The following is a 17,707-nucleotide window of genomic DNA, read 5'->3' as shown; positions in this document are numbered from 1 at the left end:
GAAAGCCCGTTAGTCCTCGACTGAACGCCTGTCGGTTGAGCAGCACCTGGCACCACTGAGCATTGCCGCTGGAGATTGCAATTCTTGTAAATTCAGCTCTAGCACCTGCGGCAGCTGGGCTTGAACCGGCTGGACTTTTGAGAAAGATCATTAGGAATGTCGAGAGTGATTTATGCCACAGCAGTTCTAGCTTGAAGGCTGAGTTCGTAGTTAGTCTTCTTGCAGCGTGCCGGCAGGCCCGTAAATGAAATGGCGCCCCAAAAGTTGGGCAAGTGTGATCCGCTATAACTCAGCAAAGCTTACCTTTCTTGGCAAGGATCCGTTAACCGAGCCCGTAAATACCCAATCTCCTTCAGGATAGAAGAACGGTTGCGGGCCAACTTCATCCACCGGGGTAGCCGAACGGCGATGCCATGATGATTGCCTTTACGCCCCTGCCGCTCTCGAATGCTGGCCTGCACGTAAGCCTCTAGAAACTCCAGATGAAGCTCGTTATAGGCCCACAGGACATGTCCGCAACAGGGCACCTGTAGCCAAAGCGGCAAGCCAAAAACCGGATCTACCGCGTCCCCATGCTTTCGATACTCGGCCCACCAGCCGTCAGTCCACCAGGGCATTGGCTTTTGCTTAGCGCTTCGAGATGCAGTTTTGATATAGCTACAGTCCGGGCAGGCAATCCGCCATGTCAGACGCTCATCCAAACAGCGAGAGAGAACAGGACCATTGCACCGAGGACACTGAACCCAAACGGCTTGCTCAAACTCAGATAAGGCGGTTGTGTAGTCTCTAAATCGGAGATCCATAGGGCAAACCAACTGAGCTATTCAAGTTTGCCCTGACTGGTCTTCTACCGCCTAAGAATGCCTCAAAGGTTAACCCATGTGTGAACCATTGGGCTGTGCGATCGCATCCAGCCCGCCTATAACCACTATTCAACAGCGTCAGAAACTAACGCGCAGTGGCTCGGGCAGGGGCTAAATTGATGATGCGATCGCACAGCCGCCGTACCAACGACCCATCGTGGCTGACCACCAAAACCCCGATCTGGTGGAAGCAGGTGTAAAGTCTAAACAGCTTGCCAGCTATACGAAAAGCTAGCAGCACAACGGCAATCCATGACGGAATGAGGAGAAGGCTTGTTGCGGTGGTACTACCAAAAGGACCGTGAAACTAGCCAAAGAATTTTGCTTTGCCCAATAGCTCGCATGCTCTAGGTTCCAAAGGGCGTGGCGAATGTTGCAACACGGCAACTGCTGTTCTGACAACTTCTGTGGCCCATCGACCAGCGTGCCCTTCAAACCGCGATGGTTGTCACCGTAGGCCTTTGAAGACCCAAATTTATGGTAGAAGTGTGTCGTACTTTGCAACAGCACTTTGCGGCCTTTCTAACAAAGCAGTTGCCGGGCGCTACAGAGCAGCATCGCAATCTTTCTCAGCAGTTTTTTCGTAAAACGTTCCAGAATTTGTCCAGCACTGTGCTGGACTATTACTACTTAGCTATTCTAAGACCTCTTCGGTGGTAGCGGTGACATACACCGAGGTCACCTGTAAGGGTCACCGAGTACCTCAGCACAAAATAAAGCCCCCCAACACGTTCTGAGGAGCTTTACTTACAATCATTTTTTATCTAGACACTTTTCGCGAGCAGGCCAAGCGCAAGCGGCTAAGCTACAAGGTCTCGCGGTTTGCCTCAAGTTGAAACTTGGCATGATAATTTGCTTCCTGCCCGTGTTTACTGAGATCTGGACTATTTTTACAGATTTTTTGAATGACGTCTTCTACTTGAGCTTCCCAGCTTTTTGAGTATGTAAAAAATTGTTTCCTCAGAGCCACAGCGCTTTTTTGCTTTTGACGATAGAAATCTTTGTCCGTTGCTAGCTTCAAAATAGCGTTGAAATAATCATCCACGTCGTCAGGAGTGACTTCCACAGCTGCATCTCTCACTATAGACAGCGCTGGACAAACAGGTGATGTGACGATTGGTTTCCCCATAATGACACCCTCAGCAACGACCTTGTTAAAACCCTCGACAAAATCTTTGGTTGTTGGAACAACAACTATATGGGACGTTTCATACATTTCGCGAAGCTTGTCTCGCTGGCAATGGCCGTGCACGACAAACTGTTTTTCAATGCCCGCCTCCAACACAGCCGCTTTAAGCTTTTCTACCTGACTGCCAGTGCCGCAAATGTTAAAAATACAGTTGGGGTTAACAGATATAAATCTCTTCGCGACTTCTAAAAGCAGGTAAATTCCTTTGCTGACTTCCACTCGACCAGCAAATAGAACCTGGAATGGTTCAGCTCCGGCATCATAATCTCGAATCTTGATATCGTCAAGAAACTCTTTTCTATAGGCAGGAATAAACGTTCGGATAGGACGGCTACGACCATCGGTAATCTTGACGATCTGGTTTTTAATGTCTTCAGAGACGACGCAAATTTCCACACAGCCGTACCGAAAGAACCAACTATTCAGCTTTTGAATAATCCGCTGTACGGTACTAGGCTGCTTATACTTGGGCCACAAAGTGCAGTGGATTGTAGGAATAACTTTGATGCCGAATAGAGGAAGAATACCTAGTAGAAACCAAAAAGTTCTATCTTCGCTAATGACTAAGATATCAGCCTTGAAGAGAATCACTGAAGAAATCAGTCTTAGGCCTGACCAAAGTTGACCAGCAAAGAAGGCGACGCTACTTCTAGACTGATGTTTCAAGGATCTAAATTCAACCCTAAAGTCGTTATCTTGAATGAGGCCTTTTTTGTCTCTTGCCGAGATAAGCCAAGATTTTGCATTAAATTTTCTAGCTAGCTCATAGAAATGTTGAGCGTAGGTAATTGCAAAGTGGGAAGGATCATCTTGACCTAGAACCCAATGCATATAAACACTCGTAGCATCTACAGGGGCCGAAGAGTAGACTATTCTCAGCTGTTTATCGAGACTCATAGTAGTAATAGGGGTGCGTTTGGGGCTGACTTTTATGCTACTAGTTACACATAATGTTGCATGTTAGCCATACAACATTTAGGTTTAACGTAGCGACTTATCGATTGGTAGATGCAGCTTCTGACGCTATGGCTTAGCTCTTATTGTAGCCAGATAAAAATTCAAATTTGGTTCACCTAGAGCTATTAAGAGCCGAATTCAATAATATATAAAATTCAGGTCTGGGTCCTATGCTTTTAGGTAGAGTTCAGCTTTCGGCTTTAATATGTGGCTGCGATCACATGTATTAAAACATAGTTAAAACAAGGAAAAGTTTATTTGAATACCATATCTAAACTCCATACGAAGCACCATGACTGGGCAGTAAAAACAGAAAGGTAGGAGGTAAATGGATAGGAAACAGCAGGCTGGTTCGCACACAAAAAATTATGGTGTTTTAACTCAACAAGAAACTAATCGTCAGGACTAGTTCTCCGGTTTTCTAAAACCCTTGCCGGTACTCCTACGGCTACCGAGTAGGGCGGAATATCTTTAGTCACTACTGCTCCGGCGCCGATCGCACTACCATAACCAATGGTCACGCCATCTAAGATTTTGGCTCCAGTACCAATCCAACAGTTATCTTCAATCGTGATGCCCTCTGTCCTGGAGCCCACGTGGTGATGTTGTTTGGCATAAATACCGGCCATAGAAGCAATCATACATTTACGGCCAATGGTAATATTTCCAGGTCCGGATACACAGGTGAAGGGACCAATATAAGTTCCCTCACCAATATCAATGATGCAATTGTCTCCTAAACGAATACTAACGTTTCGGTCTAGGGAAACATTTCTCCCTAACCTCAGCTGGCTATTCTTGAAATTACAGTTCAAAATAGAATATCTAAGGATGCTGATATTGTCGCCAGTAGTAATATTGTTAACACCGAGAATTTCAACCCATGCTTGAATATAAGGGGTCTTTCCCCAGTTTTTAGATAGAAGAGGATAGAGAAATTTTCTCGCTATTGTTCCCAAAGGGCGAGGAACTGGCTCAATCAGGGGAAATATCAATTTCCTAAATATGTGATTTTTTGAGTTGCTAGGTCTAACAACTTCTGGTTCCTGAAGCTTAATATTATTTGCTTTAAGGTCTTCGCAAACTTCAACTTTCATTGTGGCAACTCCATCCTCTTTAGAAATTTAGTGGTTTTGTGTGCACCGTTTCTTAGATGATTGCTCATCTTCTATCTGAGCTAGTAAAGAGTTGTTCTTTGCGACTTTTAATTACTCTAGCGGGTACCCCTACGGCTACCGAATATGGTGGAATGTCTCGGCTAACAACGGCCCCAGCCCCAATCACGCTCCCTATGCCGATAGTTACTCCATCAAGCACTTTGACTCCTGTGCCCAGCCAACAGTCATCTTCAATCGTTATTCCCACCGTTGTTAATGGCTGAGAATGCATAGGTTTTGTTAGATCATCAAACCCGTGGTTGTTGGCATATATGCAGCAGTGCGATGCAATCATGCAGTTGCTGCCAATATTGATTGCTCCAGGACCTGCCAAACAGCAGTAAGGCCCTAACCCCGAGTTTTCTCCAATGACAATGCCACTTGACTGACCCTGATGGCCACAATCTCTAATGCTCACGCCGAGGTCGATAGCTGCATTGGCCCGAATCCGAATGAGATTGCCCCCGCTATGAATCTCAGCATATTGATTGATCCAAACACCTTTTTCAATAGAAATACGATTTGTGCCGCTGAATCTAACCCTTGAGCCGATTGTTGCAGAACTGTCTAACTGCTTAAATAAAGGCCGAAATCCTATAACTCTTATCGCTTTTCCAGCCTTTGTTGGGATGGCGCTTAAGCTTCCGGTCACAATTGATTCAAGGCCCCGTCTCAAATAACTCATGATTCTATGTTCTCTATTTTTTGATTTACTTAATTTGCGGTTTGCCTTTCAAGACAGGTTTATTCATAATTCTTTTGCTCCCCAAGAACCTAGGCATATAACTGCTAAATACTGGCACTTCACGGCATAAATTTGTCCGCCGTTGCGCAAGCTATTGGCTTGCCGCAAGCGCAATGATAGTCAAAGGAATTTCCCCTTTACCAATCCTCGACGGCATAAACTTTGCCAATTCGAGTTCAGCTTAGGCAAGAAGTTTAAGCCCCTTGATTATCGGTAGCCAGATTTTCGCCGTACAGCACTAGAATGTTTATCCTTGTAGTGCCGCATTCCTAGGAAGCAGACAATTTGCTACCGCAAGTCGATTTGACTGTTAAGGATAAAGGCAACTACAGCACTAGGTTTGGCTAGTGGCAAAGCAAATATCAACAAGGCAAAGCCTGATATCGCCTGACTTAGCTAACGTTAGTCCTAGACAGGAGCTGAATTGGAACATTCTGGGTGCTAAAAATGCTGCTCTCAGCCAATGAGAGCGATCGCATTTCTTCTAATAAATTCTTGTTTAAGGGGGAGTCAAGCCGCCTGGAATTCTCACCGCCATGACCGGTAAGCAAACTCGGTTCAAGCGGGCCAAGCGCAACCCTTTCAGCAAAGGCTGATAGATATCGGTGTAGAAGTATGACTTGTTAAAAATTGGCATAAACATACATCAACTTCATACAGGCTTTACGTTGTTGTTAAGCTCTCAACAAACGTAAGGCGGAGGGTTTGGTTTAAGCTTACTGCCAAATTCTTTCAACGACAACCCGTGTTTAATTAGTCTTGTATTAATTCATCTGGCAGGGCTGTGCTGGCTAGGTCAGATTGGTTCAATCTTGCCCCTGTTTAATCTCAACGAGTTGATTGAACGGAGGCAAGATTGTGCGATCGCATTTCACCCCAATCTGTTTAACGCCATGCTGGAGCGGCCCACAGAGCAGCTCTAGCATGGCGTTAATAAGGCGTTCGGCATAGCTTTATCCGCCGCCCGCAGCGTTAGGTGTCGACTTGCCGCGGAGCTAGGGAATAGGTCTCCGTCGAGGGCAGCGCCATAGCCCTGGGGGCTTCTCGCAACTGCTGGGATGCCATTGCCTCTTTTGTAATGCGAGTCTTGGTCTGTAGCCCAGCGGTACACAATGCGATCGCCCTGGATGTCGGAGCACCCTAAACTCGCTATTTCACCACAGCGGGCCGCAGTGAAATAGCAAAGTTGTTACGAGCACCAGCCGAGGACAAGCGGCGTTCTGCGTCCAACAGGAAGGTGAAGAGTTGGCAGAGGCTTAGGGACTGCGCTGGCCTAGACCGACTGAGCTTGAGCCAGATGTTTGCCCTCAGCAAATTCCTCCACAATTTTGCTGTTGAAGGCAGGCAAATCGTGGGGGTTGCGGCTAGTGACCAGCCCCTGATCGACGACCACCTCTTGATCAACCCAGTTGGCGCCGGCGTTGCTCAGGTCAGTTTTGAGAGAAGGCCAGGAGGTGACGGTGCGACCCTTGACCACATCGGCCTCAATCAGGGTCCAAGGCCCGTGACAAATTGCGGCTACGGGTTTGCTGTCGGCAAAGAATGCCTTGATAAACTGAATGGCTTGATCGTTAGTTCTGAGCTGGTCAGGATTCAACACTCCACCGGGCAGCACCAGCGCGTCATAGTCGCTGGCGTCAGCCTGATCAAGGGTGCGATCGACCGGCACTGTATCGCCTTTGTCGTGGTGATTCCAGCCTTGAATAGAACCCTCCTTGGGGGCAACCACATGCACTTGGGCACCGGCTTTCTCTAGAGCTTGTTTGGGCTCGGTCAACTCAACCTGCTCAAATCCATCGGTGGCTAAGATCGCCACTTTGCGGTTTGTAAGTTCTTGAGCCATGCTAATTCTCCTGAGGTTTTAAGGTTTAAACTGTCGGTTTTAGATTGGCATGGCTCTCGGCTAAAACCTGCCCTTGAAATTAATGCAGCACATCCTTAGACAACTAGGCACAGCCAATATTCACCGCTTGCTTTAAGTCAATGGGCTGCGCTAGCCGTTGCGGACGCATGGGAGTTACATCACCTGCTAACCATTGAGGCCACACGCTGAAGCTGGCAGATTTGTTGCCGAGAGCTATTTTCAGCTTAGGTAACTGAACTGCGGGTAGCGTCTAGCCGCAGGTGGAGTTAGCCGATTAACAGCAGCAGTTTGGCCAAGCCTGGAGCGGTAGGACGGCGATCGCTGCCGCCAAAACTGCCCTACAGTCTGGAGCGGGGGGCGCATGAGTGGATCGATTACTGTGGTTGCAAACGCAAAAATGGGTTCTTGCTCACGTTTTTTGGTCTTGAAAATCGTGATGAAAGATTGAGAAATCTACAAGACCCTTTTGAATACTTACACTGAAGCTAGCCCAGTGTTCATTCAGGCCATAGCTTTTTCGGCAAAGCAGCATTAGCTATGTCTTTCGATAGATAAAGCCAGCCACATTCGTTGTAAATCGGCTGAAATAGTTTGTCAAATAGAGCGATCGCACCCTGGCCTTAAGTAGCCTTGACAATGAAATTTTTCCTAGCGATCTTCAGCAGAGCCTATTTGAGATGGAGCTAATTCCATGAAAAATACCGCTATTGAGACTAAGCCTCATCAGGTTGTGATTGTTGGAGGAGGGTTTGGTGGTCTCTATGCCGCTAAGGCATTGGGGAAAACTAAGCAGGTTGAAGTCACGCTAATTGACAAACGAAATTTTCATCTGTTTCAACCGCTGCTCTATCAAGTGGCCACAGGGAAATTATCACCTGGAGATATTTCGTCGCCTCTGCGAGCTATTTTGAGTGCTCACCGCCACGTCAGGGTGCTGATGGATGCAGTCATTGATATTGACCCTCAGCAGCAGCAAGTGACGCTAACCCACACAACCCTGCCCTACGACACGCTGGTGGTAGCCACAGGTGTTAGCCACCACTATTTCGGTCACGACCAGTGGGCCGAGGCCGCACCGGGGCTTAAGACCCTTGAAGATGCCCTAGAAATGCGGAAACGAATTTTTGGGGCTTTTGAAGCCGCTGAAAAAGAGTCAGATCCAGAGCGACGGCGGGCCTGGCTGACGTTTGTGGTGGTGGGCGGTGGGCCAACGGGCGTAGAACTGGCTGGGGCCTTGGCAGAACTGGCTTTCCACACGCTTAAGGACGAATTTCACCACATTGACACCACTGAAACCCGCATTCTGCTGCTGGAAGGGCTCGATCGCGTGTTGCCCCCCTACCCCGCTGACCTGTCGGCCAAAGCCGCCGACTCGCTGAAGGAGCTAGGCGTAACGGTGCGTACCCAGTCGCTGGTGACCGACATCGACGACGATGTGGTGACGGTGCGCCAGGGCGAGCAGACCGAGCAGGTGCGGGCCAAAACCATTCTCTGGGCCGCTGGGGTGCGGGCTTCGGCGCTGGGCAAGGTGCTGGCTGCCCGAGCCGGGGCCCAGCTCGATCGCTCGGGGCGAGTCATGGTGAATCCCGATCTCAGCCTGCCGGAGCAGCCAAATATCTTTGTGGTGGGAGATTTGGCGCACTTTGCCCACCAGGACCTTGGCGCAGCCTCCCCGGAGGGGAAACAGCCCCTGCCTGGGGTTGCCCCTGTGGCCATGCAGCAAGGGGCCTACATCGCCAAGCTCATTCAACGGCGTCTTCGGGGCGACGATCTGCCTCCCTTCCACTACGACGATGTGGGCAATCTGGCAGTGATTGGCCACCACGCGGCGGTGGTCAACATGGGGCGGTTCAAGCTGTGGGGCTTCCCCGCCTGGCTGATCTGGATTTTTGTGCACATCTATTACCTGATTGAGTTTGACAACAAGCTGGTGGTGATGATCCAGTGGTTGTGGAGCTATTTCACCCACAAGGGCGGTTCACGGCTGATCACCTGGGAAGAGAGCCGTCTGGATGAGCCGATGGTTGTGGATCAGGAGCCCCAGCGGGTGGAGCGGCATGATGCTCCAGAACGCACCTTAGGAGAGCTAAAAGCGCCAGTCATTGCAGAATCGTAGACGGGAGAAACTGAATTGGCGGACGTAGTCATTGGTTTAGACTTGGGAACCGGCGGAGTGCGGGCGATCGCCGTCAATCTGCAAGGCCAGGTAGTTGCCCAAACGACCCAAGGTTATCCTCTGCTGACGCCGCACCCCGGCTGGACGGAGCAGCAGCCTGCCGACTGGGTCGAAGCTAGTTTGACGGCTCTGGGTGAGGTAGCTGGACAGATTGAAGGGCACCGGGCGATCGCCCTCGGTCTATCAGGCCAAATGCACGGCATGGTGCCGCTGGACGAAGACGGTCAGGTAATTCGCCCCGCAATTCTCTGGAATGACCAGCGCACGGGGGCCGCCGTGGCGGAAATTGAAGCGGCGGTGCCCCGCTCAGAATTAATTCAGCGCACCGGCAATCCAGCGATTACCGGGTTTCAGCTGCCCAAGCTGGTGTGGCTGCGGAGCGAGGAACCCCAGGCCTACGAACAGGTGCGGCAAATTTTGCTGCCCAAGGATTACCTCGGCTACGTGCTCACCGGGGCAGCGGTGACCGAACCCTCGGATGCTTCGGGTATTGGCTGTCTAAACCTGGCCAGTCGGCAGTGGGACCAAGACATTCTTGCCGCTCTCGATATCAGCCCCGACCTATTTCCCACCGTGGTCGAATCAACCGCGATCGCTGGACGGCTAAAGCCGGAATTGGCTGAGCGGACGGGACTCCCGGCAGGACTGCCCGTGGTGGCGGGCGGGGGTGACAATGCCGCAGCGGCGATTGGCCTCGGCATTTCCGATCGCAACCTAAAGCGAGGCAGCCTCAGCATCGGCACGTCGGGGGTGATTTTTGCCCCCTGCGATGTCCCGACCCCCGACCCCCAAGGGCGCGTGCACCTGTTTTGCCATGCCGATGGCGGCTACCACCTGCTGGGGGTAACCCTGGCGGCGGGGGGTGCTCTGCGCTGGTACCGCGATACCTTTGCCCCCAACATCGCCTTTGCCGACCTGATGACTCTGGCCGAAAAATCTGAACCGGGGGCGCGGGGCGTGCTATTTTTGCCTCACTTGGCCGGCGAGCGCAGCCCCTACCTCGACCCGGACACGCGGGGGGCCTGGGTGAATTTGTCGCTGGCTCACACCCAAGGTGACCTGATTCGGGCGGTGCTGGAAGGGGTGGCCTTTAGCCTGCGGGCAGCCCTGGAGGTGATTCAGGAAATTTCTCCAGTGAATCAGCTATTGGCAACGGGGGGTGGGGTGCGATCGCCCCTCTGGTTCCACCTACTAGCGGATGTACTGCACACCGAACTGGTCGCGCCCAAAGCCGAAGAAGGAGCGGCCTACGGAGCGGCGATTTTGGCGATGGTGGGGGTAGGGGCCTACCCGTCGCTGGCGGAGGCGTTTGACATGCTGCCTGAGGCGATCGAGGCGGTGCAACCCCAAAAGCACGCGGCCTATGAGGCGGCATTTGAACGATACACCCCACTCTACGAGTCGCTAAAGGTGGTGAGGTAGGGATGATGACAATGCTGTAATTCAAGCTTGGAGTAAACCGTAATCTTGGTTTGGCCCAATAGAAGCTGTCAATATAGCAATGCCCCTACCCCATGCCCAGACAATACGTATCAAGAACAGATGGCCCTAACCTCAAGCGTCGCGATGCCCTAGGCTTCATCGGCGGCACCTTGATGGTTTCGCTGTTCGGCTGCTTCCGCAAGCCCTCGGCCTCGGCTGAACTGAGCAGTACCGTAGCCCAAACCCCGACCGAGGCAGCGGCGGCGCAGCCTGCCTGCACCGTACGCCCTCAGCAGACCGAAGGCCCCTATTTTGTTGATGAAGCGCTAAAGCGCTCTGATATTCGCTCTGACCCGACGACTGGCTCGGTAAAACTAGGCGTTCCCCTAACGCTGCAATTTCGCGTTTCCCAAGTGGGTGCTAATGCCTGTGTGCCGCTGGCAGGCGCAATGGTAGACGTCTGGCACTGCGATGCCACGGGAGCCTATTCAGATGTGGCCGATCGCAGAGCCAATACCCTCGGCCAAAAGTTTCTGCGCGGGGCTCAAGTCACTAATGCTGACGGCATGGTCGAGTTCACCACCATTTATCCCGGTTGGTATCCAGGCCGGGCTGTGCATATTCACTTCAAAATTCGCGGCAATACCACCTCAAATCAGGGCTACGAATTTACCTCACAGCTCTATTTTGACGATGCTTTGAGCGATCGCATCTATACCCAGACCCCTTACAGCGCTAGGGGCGATCGCACCACCCGCAACCAAAATGACGGCATCTTTCGCAGCGGCGGCGATCAGTTAATTCTGCCCATTACCCAGGCTGGAGAGGGCTACACTGGGCGCTTTGAGATTGGGCTGGAGTTGGCCTGATGAGCGATCGCGCCAAACCCCCTATATTTAGCCCAGTTTGGTTAGGGCAAACGCCGTTTGCCCCTACAGGGTTGCCTGATTGATGGGTATGTAGGGGCGAATGGCATTCGCCCTCGGGGTTTAGGCAGCGGCCTGGTGGTGCAGAAAAGCATCGACCTCCTGGGGAGTAGGCTGGGCGGCGATCGCCCCCGGCTTGAGCGTCGTTAGCGCCCCCACCGCGCTGGCGTAGCGCAAAATCGCCTTAATTTCAGCCGGGTCTTGCCAAACATCCCATCCCCGCTGACAAAGCTGGTGCAGAATTCCGGCTAGAAAGGCGTCCCCTGCCCCCGTTGTGTCCTTGCTGCTGACATCAAAGGCCGGGAGTGAAACGCTGTGCTGTTTTGTGGCGCAGGTGCTGCCGTTGCCCCCGTCGGTGAGCAGCACAGCTTCACACTGGGGGAACTGCTGGCAGACGTCCAGGGCAGAGTCGGTATCTAGCAACCACTGGGCCTCCTCTTTAGAGAGCTTAAGCAGATCGGCGGTCTTCAGAAAATCTCGAATGGTTTTAGGAGCGATCGCCTCGTCTGGCCAAAACACGGGTCGCCAGTTCAAATCGATCACAATTTTGGCCCCGGCCTGCTGGGCCTTATCCCGCGCCCGCGCCATGGCGCGGGCGGTGGTGGGGTAGGCCAGTCCCAGCGTCCCCATCACCAGATAACTCGCCCCGGCAAAATCGACGGCATCTATCCAGTTGGGGGTGAGATGGGCGTCAGCAAAGGCGGCGGGGTCGGGGGCGCTAAAGCCAATGAACTGGCGATCGCCCGTTTCATCCCGCTGCACCAGCACCGTGCGTGTAGGCATATCGGCCACCCGCTGAATCTGGCACGCTACTCCCTGCTCCTGCAATACCTCAACTAGCCAATCGCCCAGGTCATCCTCGCCTAGAGCGCTAATTAACCGGGTGGGGGTGCCGAGTTTGGCGATCGCAGCGGCTACATTGGCGGGCGCTCCACCAGGATAATCGGTGCCTTGGTTAGAGGCTGCCTCCGGCGTTTCACCGACCTCAAACAGGCGATCGACTAAGCATTCTCCTAAACAAATCACGGGCTCGGTCATAGTTTTCTCCTAAATTGCTCCAAATCCAGCCGAGCCAGCCAATCTCGGGCAGGTCACAGTCAGCCCTTCTTCAAAATTGCCGTGGCTGCCGCTTCATCGGTAATCAGCCCGCTGATCAGCTGACCGTGCAGGGCGGCGAGAATAGCTTCGGCTTTACGCATGCCCCCAGCGACGCCGATGATCAGACGCCGGGCTGGTTGCTCTAGGGGCACACCCGCAACTCGGCTGTTGGTACCTGCTTGCAGCAACTTTCCCTCGGAGTTGAACGCCCAACCCGCAATTTCGCCTACAGCCCCCAGCTCAATCAGCTCGGTCAGTTCGGCATCGTTGATAAAGCCATCCTCGTGCAGGGGCGCGTTCCAAGCGATGTGGCTGACGCCAACAAAGGTGACCTTGGCCTGCTCCGCCAGGGCTTTAACCGCCAAAAACGATCGCTGGGTCTGCAACAGGTCGCGCTCTTCCACGCTGTTGGCCACCGCTGGAGTGGGCACCGGGTAGGTTTGTGACCCTACCCGATCAGACAGATGCATGACCACCTCGTGGCGACCGGCCAGCCCGCAGTGCGACATGTTGCCCACAATCGAAACGATCTTGTGCTGAGGCTGATCCATTGAGGGAATTTGATCCACCATGGCCCGCAGGGTGCGCCCCGAGCTAAAGGCCAGAATGGAAGGGGTTCTGGCAACTAGATAGGTTTCCAGGTAAGTCGCCGCGCAGACGCCCAGGCCGTTGTAGAGGTCACCACCGACGGCGGGGTCGGGCACGACTTCACACATCGATAGAGCGAACCGATCCCGCAGGGCCTCAGCCAGGGCGATGCAGTGGCTGAGGGGATGGTCGAGGCGAAACTTGATCAGCTTTTCGCTGACAGCTAGGGCCACTAGGCGCTGGGCTGCCTGCCGCGACACGTTGAGCTTGGCGGCAATTTCTTCCTGGGTGTTACCGGCGATGTAGTAAAGCCAGGCGGCGTGGGCCGCCAGGTCGAGTTTGCGATGGCCCTGCTGGGCCGGCCTCCGACCATCGCGCTTCTCTGCATACGTATCTCCCACTGGTCACCTCCAAATCCACCACTACCCCAAGGGTGATCTTATTCGGTTAAAGATCTACCGAAAGAGAGAATGAGCATTTTATCTTCTAGAGAATATTTGCTCATTCCTATTGTCCTCCCGTAATATCCAAGTTGAACCCGGTGATGTAGCTGGCCTCGTCGCTCATTAGGAAAGCGACCCCGCTGGCAACTTCTTCTAACCGGCCCAGGCGGCGCAGCGGCACTGAGTTTATCATCTGCTGCTCGACTACCTTGGGGTCGGCGTCAAAATACTGCGATCCTACCCCCGCCTGTAGTTCTGTCTGCCGAGTCCACATGAAGCCGGGGCCAATCAGCGACGGCGACAGAGCGTTGACGCGAATGCCGTAGGGGGCCAGGTCTTTGGCCGCCGTCTGGGTCATGCCAACCACTGCAAACTTAGAGGCGGCGTAAGCCAGCATATTGGGCGGCCCATCCACCCCGGCGTGACTAGCCATGTTGACGATCGCCCCACCAGCCTTCCGCAGGTGCTGAGCAGCAGCCTTGAGAATGTGAAATACACCGACCACATTGATGTCGATCACCTTCTGGAAGTCTTCCTCAGGGTACTCATTGGTTTTGGCAAACACGCCCTGGTAGCCAGCATTGTTGAACACATAGTCGAGCTGGCCCACCTGCTCAACGGCGATCGCAAACATCTCGGCCACCTCCTGAGCATCGGTGACATTGCAGCGCACGGTGTACACGGGGTTGCCGTAGTCCTTTAACCCCTGGGCAACCTCGGCCAGCCTCATCTCGTTAATATCCAGCAACACAATTGTGGCTCCGTTAGCGGCAAATCGGTGGGCGGTAGCTTTGCCGATTTCCCCCGCTCCGCCGGTGATCAGAATGGTTTTGCCTTGGAAATCATAGGTGGCGATCGCGCTCATAAAGCTGGCCTCACAGTTGGGGTTGCAATCAAGAATTGTTGCGAATACAACTGAGCGCCTCATCTTTGGGAAGCGACATCAGTATCATTCCATTATTGGGCTTTTGCCCATGACCAGAGCATAAATTCAATTTAGTTTATTTTTTTAGCAATCCGAGGAGCCGTGCGATGCGCCTATTTTGCCGCGCCCGAATGCGTGCCAGAGGGCTGGTGGCATTCCTGATTGGCCTACTGCTAGTGCAGCTTGTCAATGCCTGCTCAGCCGGCCCCCAAGCCGGGGACCGCACTCGCCTCACCATTGCCACCGTCAACAACGGCGACATGGTGGTGATGCAAGACCTGTCGAGCCAGTTTGAAGCCGACAACCCCGACATCGAACTGCGCTGGGTAGTGCTAGAGGAAAACATTCTGCGCCAGCGCACCACTACCGATGTGGCCAGCCAAGGCGGTCAATTCGATGTTTTGACGATTGGGTCTTACGAAACGCCGATTTGGGCCAGGCGGGGCTGGCTGCGATCGCTCGACGGGCTCCCCGCTGAGTACGATGTCGACGACCTGATCGACCCAATTCGCACTGGGCTTTCCTATGAAGACACCCTCTACGCGGTGCCCTTCTACGGCGAAAGCTCAATGCTCTACTACCGCACCGACCTGTTTGACAAAGCGGGCATTACGGTGCCCACCAACCCCACCTATGCCCAGGTAGGCGAATGGGCCAGCCAGGTGCACGACCCGACCAACGGCGTCTACGGCATTTGCCTACGGGGTAAGCCGGGCTGGGGCGAAAATATGGCCTTTCTCACCACCCTGGTCAACACCTTCGGCGGCCGCTGGTTCGATATGGACTGGCAGCCCACCATCGACAGCCCCGAGTGGCAAAACGCCGTCAATTTTTACGTAGACGTGCTGAACCAGTACGGGCCGCCCGGAGCCAGTTCCAACGGCTTTAACGAAAACCTGGCTCTATTCTCCACCGGCAAGTGCGGCATGTGGATCGACGCCACCGTCGCCGCCGGGCTGCTCTCTAACCCCGAGCAGTCGCAGGTGGCCGATCGCCTCGGCTTTGCCCGCGCCCCGGTCGAGTCTTACCCCAATGGCTCTAACTGGCTGTGGTCCTGGGCGCTGGCGATTCCAGCCACGTCGCAGTCGCCTGAAGCCGCCGAGCGCTTCGTCGCCTGGGCCACCTCCAAGGAGTACGTCCGGCTAGTCGCGGATGAGTACGGCTGGGTCTCAGTCCCACCGGGCACCCGCACCTCCACCTACGAAAACCCTGACTACCAGGCCGCCGCTCCCTTCGCCGCCACCGTGCTGACCTCCATCCAGTCCGCCGATATCACCAACCCCTCCCCACTGCCGACCCCCTACAAGGGCGTGCAGTACGTGGATATTCCTGAATTTCAGGCGATCGGCACCCAGGTCGGCCAGCGCATGGCCTCCGCCCTGACCAATCAGGTCTCAGTCGATCAGGCGATCGCGCAGTCACAGACCGTCGCCGAACGGTTTATGCGACACACGGGTTATATCGAGTAGGCGGGTAGGGGGGTGGATGGGTAGATGGGTAGATGGGTAGATGGGTTTTCCCAACACCTGACACCTAATACCCAACACTCCCCCACTCATCCACCCTCCCACTCATCCACCCATCCACCCTCCACCCCTCTCCCTACAATGACTTCCTCTGTAGCAACAAGACCTCAACAACCGCCGCCTGCGCGGGCGCGATCGCACCGCTCGATTCCCGCCCGGCTGCTGGTCGCGCCATCGGTGATTTTGCTGGTGCTCTGGATGGTTGTGCCGCTGGCGATGGCCATCTGGTTTGCCTTCCAGCGCTACAACCTGCTGATTCCCGACAATCGTGAGTTCGTCGGCTTTGCCAACTTTGCCTACATTCTCACCGACCCGACCCTGTGGATTTCCATCGGCATCACCCTGGTGCTGGTGGTGTCGGTGCTGGCGATTACCATCGGCCTCGGCACCGTGCTGGCGGTGCTGTTTAACCAGGAGTTTCCCGGTCGGGGCATAGCGCGGGTGCTGGCAATTTCGCCCTTTTTCGTCATGCCCACGGTCAGCGCCCTGATCTGGAAAAACATGCTGATGCACCCGGTCAACGGGCTGTTTGCCCAGATTACGCGGGGGCTGGGCCTGGGGGCGATCGACTGGTTTGCCGACTTCCCGCTGCTGGCGATCATCATCATTGTGGCCTGGCAGTGGCTGCCCTTTTCCCTGCTGATTTTGCTGACGGCAATTCAGTCCCTGGATACCGATCAGATGGAGGCGGCCCGCATGGATGGCGCTAGCGCGATGCAGCTGTTCCGCTTTGTGGTGCTGCCCCACCTCAACCGGGCGATCGCCGTGGTCGCCATGATCGAGACGATTTTCTTTCTCACCATCTTTGCCGAAATCTTCGTTACCACCGGGGGCGGCCCTGGCCTCGCCACCACCAACCTGGCCTACTACATCTACCTCAAAGCGCTGCTGGAATTCGACGTCGGTGGGGCCTCGGCGGGCGGTTTGATTGCCGTCGTGCTGGCCAACATCGTGGCGATTTTCCTGATGCGCAGTGTTGCTCGTAATTTGGACACTTGATATGGCAACTAAGCAATCCCACCGCTGGTGGATTCCCCTGCTGGGCTGGCTAGTGGCCTGCCTGCTGTTCTTCCCGATTTTCTGGATGTTTATCACCAGCTTTAAAACCGAGGTAGCGGCAGTGGCAACACCGCCCCAGCTGTTCTTTCGGCCCACCCTAGAAAACTATGTGGCGGTGCAGACCCGGGCCTCTTACTTCAACTTCGCCTGGAACAGCGTGGTGATTTCCCTCGGGGCAACGATTCTGTCGCTGCTGCTGGCAATTCCGGCGGCCTACGCCATGTCGTTTTTCCCCACCAAGCGCACCAAGAGCACGCTGCTGTGGATGCTCTCGACTAAAATGCTGCCCGCCGTGGGCGTGCTGGTGCCAATTTATATCCTGGCGCGGGAGACAGGGCTGCTGGACACCCGCATTGGCCTGGTCATCATTTACACCCTGATTAACCTGCCGATTGTGGTGTGGATGATCTACAGCTTCTTCAAGGAAGTGCCGAAGGAAATTCTCGAAGCCGATCGCATGGATGGCGCTTCCACCTATCAGGAACTGGTGCATGTGCTGCTGCCCCTGGCCCTGCCGGGAATTTTTTCCACCGCCCTGCTCTCGATTATTTTGTCGTGGAATGAAGCCTTCTGGAGCCTCAATTTGACCACCTTTGATGCCGCTCCACTGACGGCGTTTATTGCGTCATTTTCTAGCCCCCAGGGTTTGTTTTGGGCCAAGCTGTCGGCGGCTTCTAGCATGGCGATCGCCCCCATTCTGATCTTTGGCTGGGTCAGTCAACGACAGCTGGTACGAGGTCTCACCTTTGGGGCCGTCAAGTAGATGACC

Annotated in this window: 15 protein-coding genes; 6 read left to right on the top strand and 9 right to left on the bottom strand. The window is 54.1% G+C overall.

The annotated features are described in order from the left end of the window. Positions 1–299: 299 nt before the first annotated feature. The 6 genes from H6F75_RS23365 to H6F75_RS23340 all read right to left on the bottom strand — a co-directional run bounded on the left by H6F75_RS23365 (position 300) and on the right by H6F75_RS23340 (position 6,754). Entirely contained in the window at positions 300–617 is a 318-nt protein-coding gene (locus H6F75_RS23365; protein WP_190755037.1) for a hypothetical protein, read from the bottom strand. A 331-nt stretch (positions 618–948) separates the two neighbouring features. After that, positions 949–1,104 (bottom strand): hypothetical protein, encoded by a 156-nt coding sequence (locus H6F75_RS23360; RefSeq protein ID WP_190755035.1) that lies wholly within the window; start codon positions 1,102–1,104, stop codon positions 949–951. Between the two features lie 564 nt (positions 1,105–1,668). Continuing rightward, on the bottom strand, positions 1,669–2,949 hold the full coding sequence (locus tag H6F75_RS23355; RefSeq protein WP_190755033.1) for a glycosyltransferase family 4 protein: 1,281 nt from the start codon (positions 2,947–2,949) through the stop codon (positions 1,669–1,671). A 452-nt stretch (positions 2,950–3,401) separates the two neighbouring features. After that, positions 3,402–4,106 (bottom strand): acyltransferase, encoded by a 705-nt coding sequence (locus H6F75_RS28590; RefSeq protein ID WP_190755031.1) that lies wholly within the window; start codon positions 4,104–4,106, stop codon positions 3,402–3,404. Between the two features lie 64 nt (positions 4,107–4,170). Beyond that, entirely contained in the window at positions 4,171–4,818 is a 648-nt protein-coding gene (locus tag H6F75_RS28900) for an acyltransferase (protein ID WP_347710698.1), read from the bottom strand. Positions 4,819–6,184: 1,366 nt separating this feature from the next. After that, positions 6,185–6,754: a type 1 glutamine amidotransferase domain-containing protein gene (locus tag H6F75_RS23340; RefSeq protein WP_190755027.1), complete on the bottom strand. Its 570-nt coding sequence runs from the start codon at positions 6,752–6,754 to the stop codon at positions 6,185–6,187. 712 nt (positions 6,755–7,466) lie between these two features. Between H6F75_RS23340 and H6F75_RS23335 the strand changes: the two genes are divergently transcribed. From H6F75_RS23335 to H6F75_RS23325, 3 genes are all read left to right on the top strand, one after another. Then, on the top strand, positions 7,467–8,891 hold the full coding sequence (locus H6F75_RS23335; protein WP_190755025.1) for an NAD(P)/FAD-dependent oxidoreductase: 1,425 nt from the start codon (positions 7,467–7,469) through the stop codon (positions 8,889–8,891). Between the two features lie 15 nt (positions 8,892–8,906). After that, a complete protein-coding gene (gene xylB, locus H6F75_RS23330) occupies positions 8,907–10,373 on the top strand; it encodes a xylulokinase (protein WP_190755023.1) in 1,467 nt (488 codons plus the stop codon). Between the two features lie 92 nt (positions 10,374–10,465). Beyond that, positions 10,466–11,242, top strand: coding sequence for an intradiol ring-cleavage dioxygenase (locus H6F75_RS23325; protein ID WP_190755021.1), 777 nt, complete (start codon positions 10,466–10,468; stop codon positions 11,240–11,242). A 120-nt stretch (positions 11,243–11,362) separates the two neighbouring features. On the opposite strand, the gene H6F75_RS23320 is transcribed toward H6F75_RS23325, so the two are convergent. The 3 genes from H6F75_RS23320 to H6F75_RS23310 all read right to left on the bottom strand — a co-directional run bounded on the left by H6F75_RS23320 (position 11,363) and on the right by H6F75_RS23310 (position 14,293). Next, the gene (locus tag H6F75_RS23320; protein WP_190755019.1) at positions 11,363–12,337 is read right to left on the bottom strand and encodes a carbohydrate kinase; all 975 of its coding nucleotides are present in this window, start codon (positions 12,335–12,337) and stop codon (positions 11,363–11,365) included. Between the two features lie 59 nt (positions 12,338–12,396). Beyond that, on the bottom strand, positions 12,397–13,386 hold the full coding sequence (locus H6F75_RS23315) for a sugar-binding domain-containing protein (RefSeq protein WP_190755017.1): 990 nt from the start codon (positions 13,384–13,386) through the stop codon (positions 12,397–12,399). Positions 13,387–13,492: 106 nt separating this feature from the next. Next, on the bottom strand, positions 13,493–14,293 hold the full coding sequence (locus H6F75_RS23310) for an SDR family NAD(P)-dependent oxidoreductase (protein WP_190755015.1): 801 nt from the start codon (positions 14,291–14,293) through the stop codon (positions 13,493–13,495). A gap of 167 nt (positions 14,294–14,460) precedes the next feature. Here H6F75_RS23310 and H6F75_RS23305 point away from each other — a divergent pair, with 167 nt between their 5' ends. The 3 genes from H6F75_RS23305 (at position 14,461) to H6F75_RS23295 (ending at position 17,701) form a co-directional block, all read left to right on the top strand. Continuing rightward, positions 14,461–15,822, top strand: coding sequence for a sugar ABC transporter substrate-binding protein (locus H6F75_RS23305; RefSeq protein WP_190755013.1), 1,362 nt, complete (start codon positions 14,461–14,463; stop codon positions 15,820–15,822). A gap of 138 nt (positions 15,823–15,960) precedes the next feature. Continuing rightward, positions 15,961–16,878, top strand: coding sequence for a sugar ABC transporter permease (locus tag H6F75_RS23300; RefSeq protein ID WP_190755011.1), 918 nt, complete (start codon positions 15,961–15,963; stop codon positions 16,876–16,878). A 1-nt stretch (position 16,879) separates the two neighbouring features. Further along, a complete protein-coding gene (locus H6F75_RS23295) occupies positions 16,880–17,701 on the top strand; it encodes a carbohydrate ABC transporter permease (protein WP_190755008.1) in 822 nt (273 codons plus the stop codon). The last annotated feature ends 6 nt before the right edge of the window (positions 17,702–17,707 follow it).

The sequence above is a fragment of the Nodosilinea sp. FACHB-131 genome (assembly GCF_014695395.1).
Classification (GTDB): Bacteria; Cyanobacteriota; Cyanobacteriia; order Phormidesmidales; family Phormidesmidaceae; genus Nodosilinea.
The sequence above is the reverse complement of the archived record's forward strand: the minus strand, read 5'-3'. Positions and strand labels throughout refer to the sequence as shown.